Below are 16,867 nucleotides of genomic sequence, written 5' to 3'. Positions count from 1 at the left end.
CATGATGGGGAGGAGTGGTACAGTTGGGTGGGATCGAACCACCGACCTCCGGATCCACAATCCGGCGCTCTAACCAGCTGAGCTACAACTGCATTCTCGGTCGGGCGGGACGCTTCGGCCCGGCCCGGCGTGCCTTCAACAGGGACGCTCGAATGGGCCGGAAACTAGGTGCAATGCCCGGCTTTGGCAAGACCGCTGATGGCCCAAACAAAAGCCCGGATCAAAAAATCCGGGCTCTGTATTGCTGTGGAAAAGATTGCTGATCAGGCAACCGTCTTGAACGCCTTGGCAGCGCCGGCCTTGATCGGCTCAACGGTGTCGGTGGCAACTTTCTGGGTGATGTCGGCGAGATCCTTGGACTGCGCGGTCAAGGTCTCGAACTGCTTGCGTGCGTGGCTGTTCACCAGCTCGAACGCCTCCGGCAGCGACTTCACGCCCAGCAGCGCCTGCGCAAAATCAAAAGCGGATTCGGTGTTGGTCTTGGCGATTTCGATCACCTTCGCGGTGAAGTCGCCGGCGCCCTTGGTGGCCGAGGTATAAGCGGCCTCGATGGCACCGTTGTTGGTTTCTGCAGCTTCCTTGAGCTTCTGGTAGCCCTCACGGGCTTGGGAGACGCCCTTCTCGGCGAAGGCGCGAACCTGCTCCGGGACCTGGAACGGGACGACGGTGGAAAACGGGTCGTTCGCACTCATGGAGATATTCCTCTCGTTGAACTCAGAACCGTGACCCAACAGGAGGCAACAAATCACCGTCGCGATGGGCTGCCGGGGTGCCCATCGGGTCCAGCATATCGAGGGAGTATATCAGTGGACTTGTGCGCCGCAATAAATATTGCGCCGCGGAACCCGGCTGGTTGCCGGGTTCACCAAAACAGTTAACGGGCGTTAACCTGTTGCCATTATTTGGGTTTTGTCGCGTCCATGGCGGCGCGGGTGACGGTCTGGCCCATCTCACTGGCCTGCTCGGCCAGGGCCCGCATCTGGGCCTGCACATATTCGGTATGAAGGCGCATGACCTCGGTCAGGTCCTTGGCGTGGATCAGCTGCTGTGCGTAAGTCAGCGAGGCCTGCACATTCTTCTCTGCAAAGGCGATGGCCTTGGCACTGATGTCCTTGGCGCTGGTGCGGGCAGCGTCGCTTTTACCGCCAAACGTCTCCGCGGTCTGCTGGGCACTGCCAATGAAGGTCTCGAATGCCTTGCGGGCCTGCTCGAAGCTGGCTTCCGCCATCGAGCGCATTTCCTTCGGAATCTCGAAACGATTGGTCTCCATGGTCCACCCTCCCTGCTCTCAAAACCGGTGGCCTTCAGGCGGCCCCGTGTCCCTATTTCTCTATCTTATTGCCGAGCCGCATCGCGGATATGACGCAACGCAATCCTTGGCCATCGTGAGCCTTTGAATTTCATTTGCAACACCCCTCAACGCGGGGATGTGCATGAAGGTTCAGCATTCCGAACGAATTAAGGTTATCACCGGTTAGCAATGGCAACGTCGCCGCGGACCGTGGACCTCCGGCAAGTCAGGCCATACTAATGATTTGTTAACCCTGTCCGATCCGGCCGTGGCCGGTGGTCGGCATCATGAAAGCGAGTAAAGAGCCCGTCTCCGGGTCGTTCCAGAATGAGTGATGCGAGTTTTCAACTGCACGGGGTCCGCGATCCGCGTTTGGCAATTCACGCGACCGGCAGCCTGCCCGCATGGTTCTGGGCGACGAATGGCACGCGCGTGCTGTGGGCAAATCCTGTGGCCGCTCAAGTCTTCCGAGCGGAGAACTCGGCGGAGCTTGCCGCGAGGACGATCGGGCCGGCAGACCAGCATCGGCGGCAGGTGACCCAACTCGCCGCCCGGCTTTCACCGACCGGCGCGACTAGGCTTGAACGGCTGCGCGGGTTCGGCGCGCCGCTCGGCCAGTTGCTGACATGTGCTTGTGCGCGGCTGACACTGGCCGATGGCGTCACCGGCGTCCTCGTCGTGGCGATCGAATCCGCCGGACGATCGATGCCATTGAACGCGCGCCTTGCCCACCTGATCGACAGCGTTTCGAAGCCTGCAATGGCATTCACGCTGGACGGTAAGTTTGCCGGTGCAAACGAAGCCGCCAAAAACTTTACGTCTCTGCTCAACGATTTGTCCGACGAGGGTCTCGATCAAGCCCGCGAAGCGGCGATCGCTGACGGGCAATCTCTGTTGCAAATGGATTTCGGCCGCGTCGCTGTCCATCGCGTAGGAAGCGGTGCCGAGACCGCCTTGATCGCGGCGATCGATGCCGTGATCGTGCCGCAGACACAATCACGAGCATCGCCTCCGGTGATGATTCCAACTGCTCACCTTGTTTCTGGAGGCGAACAGCAGCGCACCTCAGACACGACAACCAAGGTCACTGAACAGGCCGAAGCACCGATTGAAGCCGCGTCTGCGATTGCTGACGAGGCAACACAACCTGCTATCGTCTCACGTCCGGACGAAAGCCCGGCGGTGATCTGCGAGCCGCCGGCAGATCATGTTCATATCGATCAAGCTCCCGCGCCCGATCCGGAAGGTTCTACGGCCACGGCCAACGAACAGGCGGCAGCCGAATTTCATGCTGGAGCCGAACTGTCCGCTGCCGACGACACGCCGCTATTTGTCGCCCACCCTGCTTCCGAAGGACCGGGTGTTGAGCACGAACCGGCCAGCGTGATTGCAACGGATGACCCAGCGGCCGATGTCATCGCTGTTGAAAGCTCCGAAACGGATGCGCCTGCTGCTGAAGCATCAAGCCGCGAAGTGGAAGATCCTGTCGTCGCGACACAGACTACGCCGCCGGACACGTCGCATCACGCACTCGAGCCTCCAGCCGTGGATATGAGTCATGTCTCGGCAACGTTGTCGCAGATAGACATCCCGCCGGTTGTGCACCCTCGGAGACATCCCTTGCGGTTTATGTGGCAGATGGATCAGGAGGGCCGCTTTTCACTCGGCTCCGACGAATTCACGCGTCTGATCGGGGCGCACACCGCCGCCGTTTTCGGGCGACCGTGGCGCGAGATCGTTGACGTTCTCGGCCTCGATCCGGAAGGACGTGTGGCGGCAGCGGTTGCCACGCATGACACCTGGAGCGGCATCGTTGTGCACTGTCCGGCGGACGGCATCGGGACACGCCTGCCGGTCGAGCTTTCCGGCCTGCCGCTCTACGACCGCGAGCGCAATTTCGTAGGCTATCGCGGATTTGGCGTCTGCCGCGACCTGGAAGGATTGGCACGGCTGGCCGCGCAACGGCGCGATGACGTGCTATACTCCCCGGAGCCGCAGGCCGTTTCGCCTCCGAAACCGGACGCCTTAGCGCCGGATGCCCCGCCAGCCGCGGACACGCCATTTTCCGTCGTGAATACAACCGAACCACCGTCACAGACAGAACCGGATTCAGCCGTGGACGAAACACCCAAGAACGTTTTGCCGTTCCGGTCCCCTACCGACCCGAAGATGCCGACACTCACGCCGGGCGAGAGCAACGCATTCGACGAACTCGCCCGACGCTTATCCGCACGGCTTGAAGGCGCCAGCGAACCGGCTGATGTGGTCGAGCCTGCGCTCCCGCAAACACCCGAGATTCCGGTTCAGGCTGAAGCCCCGCCTGAAGCTGCGGCGGAATCTTCCCTCGCATCATTCCTGCAGCCGCAGGCGCCGCCACCACGGGCAAATGCGACGCAGGATTCCCAATTCCTCGATCGGCTTCCGGTCGGCGTTCTGGTCTATCGGCTGGATCGGCTGATGTATTGCAATCGCGCATTTCTCAATGCGACCGGTTACGACAGCCTGCACGCGCTCAGCGAAGCCGGCGGCCTCGACGCGCTGTTCGTCGAACCCGGCGCACCGGCGACCGGCAATTCCACGGAGAGCGGGACGGCAGTGGTCATCTCCGCCGCGAAGAACAGTGGAAGGCCCGCGGACGCGACGTTGTTCGCGATTTCCTGGGACGGCGAACCTGCGCATGCATTGATGTTCTCCAGCACGCATGTCGAGCCAAGCGCGCCAATCGCCGAACCTGCTGCAGCTTTGCCGAACGACGATTCCACGCTGGCGGAGGAGTTGAGCACAATCCTCGATACCACAGCCGAAGGCATCGTGATGTTCGATGGTCTGGGCCGCGTCGTCTCCTGCAACCGCAGCGCCGAAGCCTTGTTCGGCCGCGACGACGACCAGATGACGTCGCTCAACCTGATTGATCTGTTCGCGCCGGAAAGCCAGCGCGGGGTGCTGGATTATCTTGAGAGCGTCAAAGGGACGAGTGTTGCGAGCCTGCTCGACCATGGCCGCGATGTGCTCGGCCGCGTGCGCGACGGCGGCATCATTCCGCTGTCGATCACGATGGGGCGGACACGGTCGGACGGCGCACGCTTTTTCGTCATCTTCCGCGACCTGTCGCAGGTGAAGAAAAACGAAGGCGAACTGGTGCAAGCGCGCCGGCAGGTCGAGCGGTCTGCCAGTGCGAAATCGGACATCCTGAGCAAGATCAGCCACGAGGTCCGCACGCCGCTGAACGCCATCATCGGCTTTGCCGACGTCATGATCGAGGAGCGTTTCGGCGCGCTCGGCAACGACCGTTATGTCGAATACATGAAAGACATCCGCGCCTCCGGCCAGCGCGTGATGACGATCATCGACGATCTGCTCGACCTGTCACGGATCGAATCCGGCAAGATGGAGCTGTCGTTCACCAATCAGGATCTGAACAGCCTGGTCGAGCAATGCGTCGGGGTCATGCAGCCGCAGGCCAACCGCGAGCGGATCATCATCCGCACATCACTCGCGCACGCGCTTCCTCCTGTGAAAGCCGACGCGCGCGCGCTGCGCCAGATCGCGCTCAACCTCATCGGAAGTTCGATCCATCTTGCCAATGCCGGCGGGCAGGTCATCGTCTCCACCGCCACCACCGATTTCGGCGACATCGTTCTGCGTGTTCGCGACACCGGTCCTGGGCTCAACGACAGCGAAATCGCCGCGGCGATGGCGCCGTTCCGCACGCCGCTCGCGATGGACGAGACGACCGATAATTCCACGATGAGCCTTTCGCTGACAAAGGCCCTCGTTGAAGCCAATCGTGCGAAATTCTACATCAAGACCGCGCCTCATTCCGGCACGTTGATCGAAGTCGTGTTTTCCCACGCGAGTGCGATCGCGTAACGCTTCCCTGGAATCGCTCTAAATCGACGCTTTCGCGACACTGCGTCGCGGGAGCGTGCAAGCCCGGCTGCGTTAGACACCTAGTGTGGTGGTTCAGAAGTTCGCTCGATCTTTCCCGCGAGTCCTTCTAGCGAACTTCTGAACCTAAACCACACTAGGATTCTAAAATTACTAGTGTCCTCTCGAATCCAAAGTTCGCTACAGAGCGCACTGTACGCTGAGGCGAACTTTGGATTCAGGACACTAGCACCATGCGCAACTGCAAGACTGCATAGCGCTGCTCGTCAACGTTGCCGGAGCTTCATCATGTCCCGTATTCGCGTTCTCGCGGCCGCAGCGGCCATTGCATCAGCAACAGTCTTGACCACATCCGCCGTCGCTGATTCCGGCGAGGTGAATGTCTATACGTATCGCGAAACCAAACTGATCCAGCCGCTCTTCGACGCATTCACGAAAGACAGCGGCATCAAGGTCAACGTCGTGTCGGCGAGTTCCGGCCTTGAGCAGCGCATGAAGGCCGAGGGCGCAAACAGTCCCGCCGATGTGCTGCTGACGGTGGATATCGGCCGCATCGATGAGGCCGTTCAGGCAGGCGTCACTCAGCCGATCAAATCCGATGTCATCGACAAGATTGTCCCTGCGCAATATCGCGATCCCGACGGTCATTGGGCCGGCATCTCCATGCGCGCGCGCGTGATCTATGCCTCGAAGGATCGCGTGAAACAGGACACCATCACATACGAAGACCTCGCAGACCCGAAGTGGAAAGGCAAGATCTGCATTCGCTCCGGTCAGCACATCTATAACAATGCATTGTTCGCAGCCTATGTCGCGCGCCATGGCGAAGCGAAAGCAGAGGAATGGCTGCGCGGCCTGAAAGCCAATCTCGCGCAAAAGCCCTCCGGCGGCGACCGCGAAACCGCACGCGACGTCGCGGCAGGAAAATGCGATCTCGGCATCGGCAACACCTATTATTGGGCGCTGATGATGAACAATGATCCCGACAAGAAGTCCTGGGCGGAAGCCACGCGCGTCATCCTTCCCACATTCGCGGGCGACGGCACGCATGTGAACCTGTCCGGCGTCTTACTGGCCAAGAACGCACCCAACAGAGCCAATGGCGTCAAATTGATCGAATGGCTGGCGAGCGAAAAGGCGCAGCAGCTTTACGCAGATGCCAATTACGAATATCCCGTCCGCGCCGGCGTCAGCGTCAATCCGACCATCGCGGGTTACGGCAAGCTGAATGCCGACACCCTGCCCATTGCGAAGATTGCAGCGAGCCGCAAGGCCGCCTCGACGCTGGTGGACAAGGTCGGCTTCGACAACTGACCGCGCGATCGTCCGGGTGTTGCGATGGGCGATGCATTCTCATTCTTCACGCTTCCCCGCGTGCAGGGCAAAGCCGATAGAAAGCGGGAAGCGAAGAGTGCGTCGTCCGCAGATGCTTCTCTCGGCACAGGACCAAAACGCCCGCGCGCGGCGTCCATGCAAGTTTCAGAGCCGGTTGTCTATTCGCTGACTCTGTTCGCAGCCTTGCTCGTCGCGACACCGGTGATTGCCATCGTGGTCCTGGCGCTGCAGCCGGCGCCCGATTTATGGGGGCACCTTCTCGCCTATGTCTTGCCGTTCGCGCTGCGCGACACGGCGCTGCTGCTCCTCGGCGTCGGAGTGGTCACGCTCGTGATCGGTGCAGGCACCGCGTGGCTGATCTCGCTGCATGAATTTCCGGGACGCAGCTTGTTGCTTTGGCTGATGCCGCTACCGCTCGCGATCCCGACCTACATCGCGGCTTATGTCTACGTCGACATGTTCGAGCCGCTGGGTGTCGTGCATCGCATGCTGACCCTGTGGCTCCCTGTTCAGGATGCCGTTGCCGCTCTGCCCAACCTGCGCTCGCTGCCCGGAGCAATCCTCATCATCGCCCTCGTGCTTTATCCCTACGTCTATCTGTCGGCGCGCGCGATGTTTCAACTGCAGAGCGCGGAATTCTCCGAGGCCGCCCAAACCCTGGGAGCTGGCCGCTGGAGTATTTTCTGGCGTGTGTCGTTGCCAATGGCGCGTCCAGCCCTCGCTGTCGGCCTTGCGCTCGTGGCGCTTGAGACGCTCAACGATATCGGTGCCAGCGAATATCTCGGCGTCCGTACCCTCACCGTGTCGATTTTCAACACTTGGCTCAATCGCGGCAGCCTTGCGGGCGCGGCGCAACTCTCCTGTTTCGCGCTGGTAATCGTTTCTGGCTTGATCGCACTGGAACGTTATGGGCGGCGCTATGCCAATAACGAATTTTCTTCGGAAAGCCCAAGGCTGACAACGCGGACACACCTGTCAGGTGCACGAGGCTGGTTGGCCGCCATCGCATGCTTCATTCCTGTATTGATTGGCTTCGTTGTCCCGCTGTTGTTTCTGCTTCATCAGAGTGCGCGCCGCGGATCGTTCGCGAATGACGCGGGCACGGTGTGGCGCGACGCTTTCAGTTCGGTGGCATTCGCCACACTCGCCACACTGATTGCTCTACTTCTCGGCCTGGCCACGATCCTGGCCAATCGCTGGCAACCGCAGGCCTGGAAATCCGTATCGGTGAATATTGTGCAGATGGGTTACGCCCTGCCCGGACTCGTGCTGGCACTCGGCCTGCTGACACCGCTGCTCGCCATCGACAATGGATTGAATGCCCTTGCCGGCTGGATCGGGGGCTCGCTGCCCGGCCTTGTCTTAATGGGCTCTGGTGCCGCCGTCGTGAGCGCCTACGTGATCCGGTTTCTGGCGGTGCCGACCGGCTTCATCAAGGCCGGCTTCGAGCGCATCCCCTTGGATTATGACGACAGCGCGCGCAGCGTCGGCGCCGGGCAAATCACGTCCATGCGCAAAATCCACATTCCGCTGTTGCAACCCGCTATGCTCGGTGCTGTCATCATTGTGTTTGTCGATTGCCTCAAGGAATTACCGGCAACACTGTTGTTGCGGCCGATGAATGTCGAAACACTTTCAACGTCCATCTACCAGTACGCCAGCCGCGGCAGTTTCGAGGAAGGCGCGTTTGCCGCACTCCTTATCGTCGCGGCGAGCATCGGTCCCGTTGCGTGGCTGACGCGGTTTTCCGATATGCCGAAAGGACCGGTTTGAAACTCTGCTGATGTCGTCGATGACCACTATCAGGGAGAGCCGAGATGTTCGCAGGCCAGCTTGCGCTGATCGTTTCCGCGATTTTCACGGGGGCTGCGATGTATGTCAGCATCGTCGAGCAGCCGGCGCGCCTGATGCTCGATGACCGCGCGCTCCTGACCGAATGGAAGCCATCCTACAAACGCGGCTTTGCCATGCAGGCACCGCTGGCAATCATCGGTTTTGTGCTGGGATTGATAGCTTGGTGGCAGATTGGGCAGTTGCTGTGGCTACTCGGCGCCATCGTCCTCGTTGCCAACTGGCCCTACACGCTTCTGGCGATCATGCCGGTCAATCAGAAGCTGATGGGCATGGACCCGATAGAAACCGGCTCCGAGGTCCGAAATTTGATCGAGAGATGGGCCACACTGCACGCCGGTCGAACCGCACTCGGAGGATTGGCCACCCTGATCTTTCTATGGGCGTCGGGCAGATAAACTGACCGACGCCCACAGAACTTTATGCGTTTTTCAGCGCGACGCGGAAGCTGGCTTCCGTCTTGGCCTTCACTTCATCGAGCGTGACGCCATCGGCGAGCTCGATCAGCGCCATGCCGTCCTTGCCGTGCTTGTCGATGGTGAAGACCGCAAGATCGGTCACAACCATGTCGACCACGCGTTCACCGGTCAGCGGCAGATTGCAGCGATGCAGGAGCTTCGGACCATCCTTGGCCGAATGCTCCATGACCACGACGACGCGCTTGACGCCCGCCACGAGATCCATCGCACCGCCCATGCCCTTGACCATCTTGCCCGGGATCATCCAGTTGGCGAGATCGCCATTCTCCGCCACCTGCATGGCACCGAGAATAGAGAGGTCGATGTGACCGCCGCGAACCATCGCGAACGAATCCGCACTGGAGAAATAGCTGGTATCCGGAAGTTCCGTCACTGTCTGCTTGCCGGCGTTGATCAGGTCCGGGTCTTCTTCGCCCTCGTAAGGGAAAGGTCCCATGCCGAGCATGCCGTTCTCGCTCTGCAGCGCGACGTCCACGCCGTCGGGAATGTAGTTTGACACCAGCGTCGGAATGCCGATGCCGAGATTGACGTAATAGCCATCGCGCAATTCCTTCGCGGCGCGGGCAGCCATCTGTTCACGAGTCCAGGCCATGGTGCTCTCCTGTCGGAAATGGGTTACGCGCGCTTGCGCAGGGTGCGCTGCTCGATGCGCTTCAGCTTCGGATCGACCGCAACGATACGCTGCACGAAAATGCCCGGCGTGTGGATGTGGTCGGGGTCGATTTCACCGGCGGGCACGAGATGCTCCACTTCGGCAACTGTCACCTTGGCAGCGGTCGCCATCATCGGGTTAAAGTTGCGGGCCGTCTTGCGATAGACGAGATTGCCGGCGGTGTCGCCCTTCCAGGCGTGCACGATCGCGAGATCGGCCACGAGACCGGTTTCCATGACGTACTTCTCGCCATTGAACTCGCGCACTTCCTTGCCTTCCGCAATGAGCGTGCCGACGCCGGTCTTGGTATAGAATGCGGGAATGCCCGCGCCACCGGCGCGGATGCGCTCGGCGAGTGTTCCCTGCGGGTTGAATTCGAGTTCCAGTTCACCGGCCAGGTATTGCTGCGCGAACAGCTTGTTCTCGCCGACATAGGACGAGATCATCTTCTTGATTTGCCGGGTTTCCAACAGCCGGCTCAGCCCGATGCCGTCAACGCCCGCATTGTTGGAAACAACTGTCAGATTCTTGACGCCGGATTCACGCAAGGCGTCGGAGAGGACCTCGGCGATACCGCAAAGCCCGAAGCCGCCCGACATGACCATCATGCCGTCCTTGAGAACACCTTCGAGCGCGGATTTCGCGTCGGGGAAGACCTTGTTCATTGTGATGTGACCTGATCGAGGGAAAGCGGCAGAACCCGCCGGGGTGTGGGCGATTATTAGGCGAAATCTTCGAGATACGTCAATCGCGGGCTGACGCGTGTGGCGTCCCGTAATTGCCGATCACCCTTGCGGCTCGTCTCTTACCGGCAATTGCGCGAAATAAGGCCACACTAGCATTTTGATTTTGCTAGTGTCCTTTCGCCTCCGAATAACCGTGCGAGCGCGCCGCAATTGGCCACTTATTCGGAGACGGGACACCAGGGCCTTTAGTATAGGGGATGACGCGGCCTCAAACCGGCCAATGGCCTTGAAAGCGTCAAGAAACTGCATCAAGTTGCGCCCGCGCGGCAGGAGGGAATCTGCCGGTGCCTCAAAGCCGCCGCCCCTTACCGGATGATTTCGTTGACGATGGCCCAAGGAATAAAACGCCTGGGGATACCGATTGCGGCATTGCTCGCAGCTGTATTGCTCGGGCTGATCGCGATGTCCTGGCTCGTCGACCGGAATGCCGTCCAACAGTCCGTCGAGAGACAGATCCGCGCGCTCACCGGCCTCGATCTGGTGGTCAATGGCGATGTCGACATCTCAATCTTTCCCGGCAGCTATGTGAAGCTGCACAAGGTTGGGCTCAAAGGGTCCAGCACGCGCGGCAGCGGCTTTGCCGATGAGCCGCTTGCGGTCGATGAGCTGACCGCCAACCTGCGCCTGCCGTCTCTCCTGCTGGGTCGCTATGACATCGCGGACGTCACGCTGCTGCACCCGCAGATGAACGTGAAGCACGGTGCAGACGGCCGCAGTAACTGGACGCCGATCGTCGAGACGCTGGCGCGCACGCTCAAGCCGGGCGTGGACAGTCCCGTCTCGTTCTCGGAAATCCGCATCAAGGACGGCGTGCTGAACTATCAGAACGCTCACAACGGGACTGAAACCATCGACGGTGTTGATCTGTCGCTGGCATGGCCATCGATTTCGCGCGCATTTGCTGCGACCGGTCAGTTCGACTGGCGCGGCGAGCGCGTCGACGGCAGCCTGCATATCTCTGACTTTGTCGCGGCGCTTTCCGGCGACCGGTCAGCGATCAAGGTTCGTGTCACCAGCACGCCTTTGAAATTTGCGTTCGATGGCGCGATGGCAAACCGGACCAGCCTCCTGATGGAAGGCACGCTGACGGCCGACAGTCCCTCCCTGCGCAATGCGTTGCGCTGGGCCGGCCAGGATACGCCCGCCACCGGCGGCCTCGAACGTTTTGCACTCAAGGCCCGCACCAATGTCGTCGGCGAATCCATCGCGCTGACCAATGTCAATCTCGAACTCGACGGCAACACCGCCGAAGGCGTGATCACCTACAGCAAAGGCGACAGGCAGACCGTTCAGGCGACATTGGCCGCCGACGCGCTCGACTTCACGCCGTACGTCAACACCGTGCGTTGGCTGGCAAGCGGCGCGCGCGACTGGAACCGGCAGCTGTTTGATCTCCGCGGATTGTCCGCAACCGATCTCGACATGCGCCTGTCCGCAGCCAAGGTCACGATTGGCCCTTCAAAGCTGGGCCGCACCGCGGTCGGCGCCAATTTACGGAACGGCACGTTGGCGTTGAGTATCGGAGAAGCACAGATTTACGGCGGGGTTCTCAAAGGCTCGATCGGCATCGCCCGCTCGGATGCGACCGCCGACGTAAAGGCTCAGTTCCAATTCAACGACGTCGATCTGGCAACCTGCGCCAATGAGATGTTCGGTGTCAGCCGGTTGACAGGGCGAGGAAATCTCAATCTGGCATTGGAGGCGTCAGGCTCCAGCCCGTTCGGATTGGCCCAATCACTCGATGGCACTGCAAGTCTCGCCGGCCACGACGGCGCAATCGGCGGCATGAATATCGAACAGCTCCTGAAACGGCTTGAGCGCAGGCCTTTGTCCGGCGCCGGTAATTTCCGCAGCGGCAACACGCCATTCGACAAACTGAACATCGCCATTCGCTTCAATGACGGTATCGCCACGACAGAGGATGCCCGGCTCGAAGGGCCGACCACAATTGTCACGCTCAGCGGAACGGCGTCCGTACCTTCACGTGAATATGACCTGAAGGGTGTGGCCAGCCTCGTGTCAGCGAAAGACGCGCCACCGACCTTCCAGCTGCCGTTCGTGGTGCAGGGACCATGGGACGATCCGCTGATCTTCCCGGATTCGGATTCACTCATCCGCCGCTCACCGGCGTCCGCCCCGCTGCTCGACTCCATCAAAGATCGCAAGACACGCGATGCCGTGAAATCAGTGATCGAACGTTTCACTGGCGGGAAAAAGGCTCCCGACAGCAACGCATCCGGCAGCAATCCACCTGCTGCTCCGACCTCGGGTAATCCGCCATCCGCCGCGACCCAGAACTCCGAGAAGTCGAACTAGAGCGGCGCCGCGCTCTCACCCTGCTTGCTTGAGAGCTTGGACGCGAGTGATGCGGCGATAATTACCAATGCCACTGCACCGACGACCAATGTGCAGATCGCGTTGATCTCCGGCTTCACGCCCAGCCGTACCTCTGAATAGATGCGTATCGGCAAGGTTGCCGAACCAGGGCCCGTGGTAAAGCTCGCGATCACCAGATCATCAAGCGACAGCGTGAACGCCAACAGCCACCCGGCGATGATTGAGGGCAGGATCAAAGGTAAGGTCACCGCGATGAAGGCGCGGACCGGCGTGCACCCAAGGTCCATCGCCGCCTCCTCCAGGCTGCGATCGAGGCCGTTCAGCCGCGACTGAACCACAACAGCGACGAAACACATGGTCAGCGTGGTGTGCGCAATCGTGACAGTCCAAAATCCACGTTCGGCATTTGTCGCGACAAACAGCAGAAGCAGCGACAGGCCGGTCATGACCTCCGGCATCACCAACGGCGCGTACAGCATGCCGGAGAACAGCGTCCGCCCGCGAAAGCTCTCCCCACGTGACAACGCGATCGCGGCCAGAGTTCCAAGGACGGTTGCGAGCGTAGCTGCGACCACACCGACGCGCAGGCTCATCCAGGTCGCCGACAACATCGCCTGATCGTTGAATAACTCCCGATACCACTTCAGCGACCAGCCGCCCCACACGGTCACCAGCCGGGACGCGTTGAAGGAATAGATCACAAGGATCACGATCGGCAGATAAAGAAACGTCATCCCGAGCGCGACAGACGCCACATTGAATCCGGACAACCGCTTGCTGCTTTCTCCCGCCATCAGCGTTGCGCCTCCAGATGACGACGCTGCAGCTTCTCATAAACCAACAGCGGCAGCAGCAGAACGATCAGCAACACCACGGCAATGGCGGATGCGACCGGCCAATCCTTGTTGGTGAAGAACTCAAGCCACAGCGTCTGCCCGATCATCAGATTTCCGGAGCCAGCCAGCAGGTCCGGAATGACGAATTCGCCGACGATCGGAATGAAACACAACAACACGCCTGCACCGATGCCCGGCAACGACAGAGGGAATGTCACCAGCCAGAATGCCTTGCTGCGAGAGCATCCGAGGTCGGCGGCCGCTTCCAGCAACGCCTCGTCCATTTTGGACAAGGTCGCATAGAGAGGCAGGATCATGAACGGCAAATAAGAGTAGACAATACCCAGATACATCGCAGCATCCGTCGACAGCCAAACCAGCGGCTTATCGATGATCCCCAACGACAGCAGGATTTTGTTGAGCAGCCCGTCATGCTGCAGGATGTTGATCCAGGCATAGATGCGGATCAGAAAGGACGTCCAGAAGGGAATGATCACCAGCATCATGGCGACAGGCTGCCAGCGTTGCGGCAGGCGCGACATGCCATACGCGACCGGGTAGCCGATCAGCAGAAGAATGGCGGTTGCACTCAACGCGACGACAAGGCTGCGGGCGTAAGACAGCATGTAGATATCGTCAGACGTCAGCAGCTTGAAGTTCTCAGGCGACAAAGCGGCCAGCGCCGATTTGAAGCTCTCCCAACCGGCAGCGAGATCGAACACCGGCACATAGGGCGGCTGCGCGATGGCCGTCTGCGAGAAAGCGATCTTCAGCACGAAGCCGAACGGCACCAGGAAGAACAACAACATCCAGAGATAGGGCGCGATCGCCGCGATCCGCGCCGGACGCGTAAAAATCTTCCGCGTACTCATCGGTCCAGTACCACGACATCGTCCGGCGCGAAGGAAACAGAGACCTTTCCCCCAACCGCAAATCCATTCGCGGCACGGCGCGTGGCATTGGATGATGCGACCCGCAGCACAGCGCCCGAAGCAAGCTTGACCTTGTAGACCGACACGCCGCCGAGGAACCCGATGTCGATCAGCTCGCCTGCGAAGGTGTTCGGCACAGCCGTTGCGGCCTGCTCCGGATGCATGAGCCGAATCTTCTCCGGCCGGATGGCAACGCAGATAGCGGAGGCACTTGGTGGCGCCTGTGACGCGATGATCGCCTCGCCTGCCTGCGTACTGATCGTGACGCGATCCGCTTCGCGCGACGAAATCTGCCCCTCGATCAGGTTGACGTCCCCGACGAAGCTCGCGATCCAGCGCGAGACGGGACCCTCATAGAGCTGGCGCGGCGGCGCCACCTGCACGAGCTGTCCCTTGTCCATCACACCGATCCGATCGGCGAGCGTCATGGCCTCTTCCTGGTCATGGGTCACGATGACAAAGGTCATGCCGAGACGGCGCTGGACGTCGACCAATTCCGCCTGCGTTTCCTCACGAAGCTTCTTGTCGAGCGCAGCCAGCGGCTCATCAAGCAGCAGGACCTGCGGACGCCGTGCGAGCGAGCGCGCCAACGCCACCCGCTGGCGCTGACCACCGGACAATTGATCGGGCCGCCGCTTTTCGAAGCCACCGAGACGCACGAGCGCAATCATTTCCGCAACCCGCGTATCGATCTCGGCCTTCGGCAGCCCTGCGCGCTTGAGGCCGAACGCAATATTGCTGTCCACGGAAAGATGCGGAAACAGCGCATAATTCTGGAACATCATGTTCACCGGCCGCCGATGCGGCGGCACATGTGCGATGTCCGCATTGTTCAGGTGAATCGCTCCGGCATCGGGAGTTTCAAACCCTGCCAGCATGCGCAACAGCGTGGTCTTGCCGCAGCCGCTTGGGCCCAGCAAGGCAAAGAATTCGCCCGCACCGATGTCGAGCGACAAGCCGTCGACCGCCGTGAAACCGCCGAAGCGTTTCACCACCGACGCGATTCTCAGCAGAGGCTGTTGCTGCAACTGATCGAACCTCATGCCGCCGCCATGAATTTTGCCAAGGCCTCTCGATCCGGAACAGACATGCTCAATCCGAGTTTGGAGCGGCGCCAGAGAACATCGTCAGAAAATCTCGCCCATTCCTTCGCCATCAGATAACGCACCTCTGCTCCAGTGAGGTCCTCGCCGAACACAGGACCGAGATCGTTGGGTTGCCCTACCCCGTCCAAGATATCCCCCACCCGCGTGCCGTAGGCTGCCACCAGCCGACGCCCATGACGCTCGGTGAGAAAAGGCCAGCGCTGCCGGGTGTTTTCAACCAGATCGTCGTAGTCATCCCACGAAAAATCACCCCCGGGTAGCGGCGAAGTGAGAGTCCAGGGCGGCTCCGCGACGAAGAATGGCGCCAGCTGCGTCACCGCCTGCTCCGCGCGGCGGCGCGCTGTGGTCGTGTCGCCACCGAACACCGTCAGCAAAGGGGCTTCGCCATATTTTCGGTCGAGCTTCGTAAACCCGTCACTGAGATGGCTGCCGCGGTCATTTGCCACATCAGGCCCGGCCATCGCGTGAATGACATCAGCCGGCTCCAGGCGTTCGCGAAAATACCGACCTGCGACCTTGCACAAATACCCGATGTCGGCCGACGTCGCGGACACGATCGCCGGATCGCCCTTGAAGGCCTGAGCGGACGTTCCGATCAGCGTGAAGTCCTCATGAAAAGGGATTGCGTGGATCACGCGCTGATCGTCGTTCTGAAAGACATAGACATGGTCACCTTCGAACAGTCTCTTCACGATGATCTGGCTGATCCGGGTGATGCGCACCGGAACCGCCGGCACATGCAAGACAGTTTCAGCGACAGTCGAAGTCCAGGCTCCGGTCGCGGTGACCAGTGCACGGGCGGTGACGATTTCCCGGTGACCGCGATTGATCACGGCAAGCTTCCAGATGTCGCTGCGATCCGCACGAGCGCAACGCGCCCCGGTCCAGATGACAGCGCCGCGCTCCGCCGCGTCGCGGGCCTTGAGCACCACCAATCGTGACTCATCCACCAAGCAGTCGGAATAGGCACACGCCGTTCTCAGCGAGCGCTTGAGCGGATGGCCCGTCGTGTGAATCGTCAAGTCGAGCGCCTCGGGGCGAGGCAGCGGACTATCTGAGGCGAGGCGCTCATAGACATAGAGGCCCATACGCAGCATCGCGAGCGGTCGCTCTTCAGAATGCGCGGGCAGAATGAAGCGCATCGGCCGCACGAGATGCGGCGCCGTCTGCAACATCATGTCGCGCTCGCGCAACGCACGCCGTACATGAAAAAACTGCCGCCGCTCAAGGTCCATGAAACCGCCATGGATCAGATGCGGAGAACCCTGAGAGCCGCTGCTGCCAAGGTCATGTTGCTCGAAAAGAGCGACGCGCAATCCGCGACCTGCAGCATCGCGGGCGATCGCAACGCCGTTCAATCCCCCACCGATGATCGCGACGTCGAAATCGGTCATGGGTCGATGATCTCGAACGG

Annotated in this window: 13 protein-coding genes and 1 tRNA gene; 5 read left to right on the top strand and 9 right to left on the bottom strand. The window is 60.7% G+C overall.

Going from position 1 to position 16,867, the window contains the following annotated elements:
- Nucleotides 1-15: 15 nt before the first annotated feature.
- The 3 genes from ACP0KA_RS14055 to ACP0KA_RS14045 form a co-directional block, all read right to left on the bottom strand.
- A tRNA-His gene (locus ACP0KA_RS14055) sits at nt 16-92 on the bottom strand.
- Nucleotides 93-263: 171 nt separating this feature from the next.
- Nucleotides 264-692 carry a phasin gene (locus tag ACP0KA_RS14050; protein ID WP_424629376.1) on the bottom strand — a complete coding sequence of 143 codons (429 nt, stop codon included), beginning with the start codon at nt 690-692 and terminating at the stop codon, nt 264-266.
- A gap of 206 nt (nt 693-898) precedes the next feature.
- Nucleotides 899-1,270, bottom strand: coding sequence for a phasin family protein (locus ACP0KA_RS14045; protein ID WP_424629375.1), 372 nt, complete (start codon nt 1,268-1,270; stop codon nt 899-901).
- Between the two features lie 348 nt (nt 1,271-1,618).
- Here ACP0KA_RS14045 and ACP0KA_RS14040 point away from each other — a divergent pair, with 348 nt between their 5' ends.
- The 4 genes from ACP0KA_RS14040 to ACP0KA_RS14025 all read left to right on the top strand — a co-directional run bounded on the left by ACP0KA_RS14040 (nt 1,619) and on the right by ACP0KA_RS14025 (nt 8,763).
- The gene (locus tag ACP0KA_RS14040; RefSeq protein ID WP_424629374.1) at nt 1,619-5,161 is read left to right on the top strand and encodes a PAS domain-containing protein; all 3,543 of its coding nucleotides are present in this window, start codon (nt 1,619-1,621) and stop codon (nt 5,159-5,161) included.
- Between the two features lie 306 nt (nt 5,162-5,467).
- A complete protein-coding gene (locus ACP0KA_RS14035; protein ID WP_424629373.1) occupies nt 5,468-6,493 on the top strand; it encodes a Fe(3+) ABC transporter substrate-binding protein in 1,026 nt (341 codons plus the stop codon).
- 156 nt (nt 6,494-6,649) lie between these two features.
- Nucleotides 6,650-8,287 carry an ABC transporter permease gene (locus tag ACP0KA_RS14030; RefSeq protein ID WP_424631599.1) on the top strand — a complete coding sequence of 546 codons (1,638 nt, stop codon included), beginning with the start codon at nt 6,650-6,652 and terminating at the stop codon, nt 8,285-8,287.
- Between the two features lie 44 nt (nt 8,288-8,331).
- A complete protein-coding gene (locus ACP0KA_RS14025) occupies nt 8,332-8,763 on the top strand; it encodes a DUF1772 domain-containing protein (protein ID WP_424629372.1) in 432 nt (143 codons plus the stop codon).
- A 22-nt stretch (nt 8,764-8,785) separates the two neighbouring features.
- On the opposite strand, the gene ACP0KA_RS14020 is transcribed toward ACP0KA_RS14025, so the two are convergent.
- Entirely contained in the window at nt 8,786-9,436 is a 651-nt protein-coding gene (locus ACP0KA_RS14020; RefSeq protein ID WP_424629371.1) for a 3-oxoacid CoA-transferase subunit B, read from the bottom strand.
- A 23-nt stretch (nt 9,437-9,459) separates the two neighbouring features.
- A complete protein-coding gene (locus tag ACP0KA_RS14015; protein ID WP_424629370.1) occupies nt 9,460-10,161 on the bottom strand; it encodes a CoA transferase subunit A in 702 nt (233 codons plus the stop codon).
- A 408-nt stretch (nt 10,162-10,569) separates the two neighbouring features.
- Between ACP0KA_RS14015 and ACP0KA_RS14010 the strand changes: the two genes are divergently transcribed.
- Nucleotides 10,570-12,558 carry an AsmA family protein gene (locus ACP0KA_RS14010; RefSeq protein ID WP_424631598.1) on the top strand — a complete coding sequence of 663 codons (1,989 nt, stop codon included), beginning with the start codon at nt 10,570-10,572 and terminating at the stop codon, nt 12,556-12,558.
- On the opposite strand, the gene ACP0KA_RS14005 is transcribed toward ACP0KA_RS14010, so the two are convergent.
- Genes ACP0KA_RS14005 through ACP0KA_RS13990 form a run of 4 tightly spaced genes read right to left on the bottom strand, consistent with a single transcriptional unit; the run spans nt 12,555 to nt 16,847 of the window.
- Nucleotides 12,555-13,373 carry an ABC transporter permease gene (locus ACP0KA_RS14005; protein ID WP_424629369.1) on the bottom strand — a complete coding sequence of 273 codons (819 nt, stop codon included), beginning with the start codon at nt 13,371-13,373 and terminating at the stop codon, nt 12,555-12,557. The genes ACP0KA_RS14010 and ACP0KA_RS14005 overlap by 4 nt on opposite strands.
- Nucleotides 13,373-14,287, bottom strand: a complete 915-nt coding sequence (locus ACP0KA_RS14000; RefSeq protein WP_424629368.1) for an ABC transporter permease — start codon at nt 14,285-14,287, stop codon at nt 13,373-13,375. Before ACP0KA_RS14000 ends, ACP0KA_RS14005 begins: the two co-directional genes overlap by 1 nt.
- Nucleotides 14,284-15,390: an ABC transporter ATP-binding protein gene (locus ACP0KA_RS13995; protein WP_424629367.1), complete on the bottom strand. Its 1,107-nt coding sequence runs from the start codon at nt 15,388-15,390 to the stop codon at nt 14,284-14,286. The genes ACP0KA_RS14000 and ACP0KA_RS13995 overlap by 4 nt, the downstream gene beginning before the upstream one ends.
- Nucleotides 15,387-16,847 carry a glycerol-3-phosphate dehydrogenase gene (locus ACP0KA_RS13990; protein WP_424629366.1) on the bottom strand — a complete coding sequence of 487 codons (1,461 nt, stop codon included), beginning with the start codon at nt 16,845-16,847 and terminating at the stop codon, nt 15,387-15,389. The genes ACP0KA_RS13995 and ACP0KA_RS13990 overlap by 4 nt, the downstream gene beginning before the upstream one ends.
- Nucleotides 16,848-16,867 lie beyond the last annotated feature (20 nt).

This window comes from Bradyrhizobium sp. SYSU BS000235, from assembly GCF_049747295.1.
GTDB lineage: Bacteria > Pseudomonadota > Alphaproteobacteria > Rhizobiales > Xanthobacteraceae > Afipia.
This window is presented reverse-complemented; position numbering and strand designations above follow the sequence as displayed.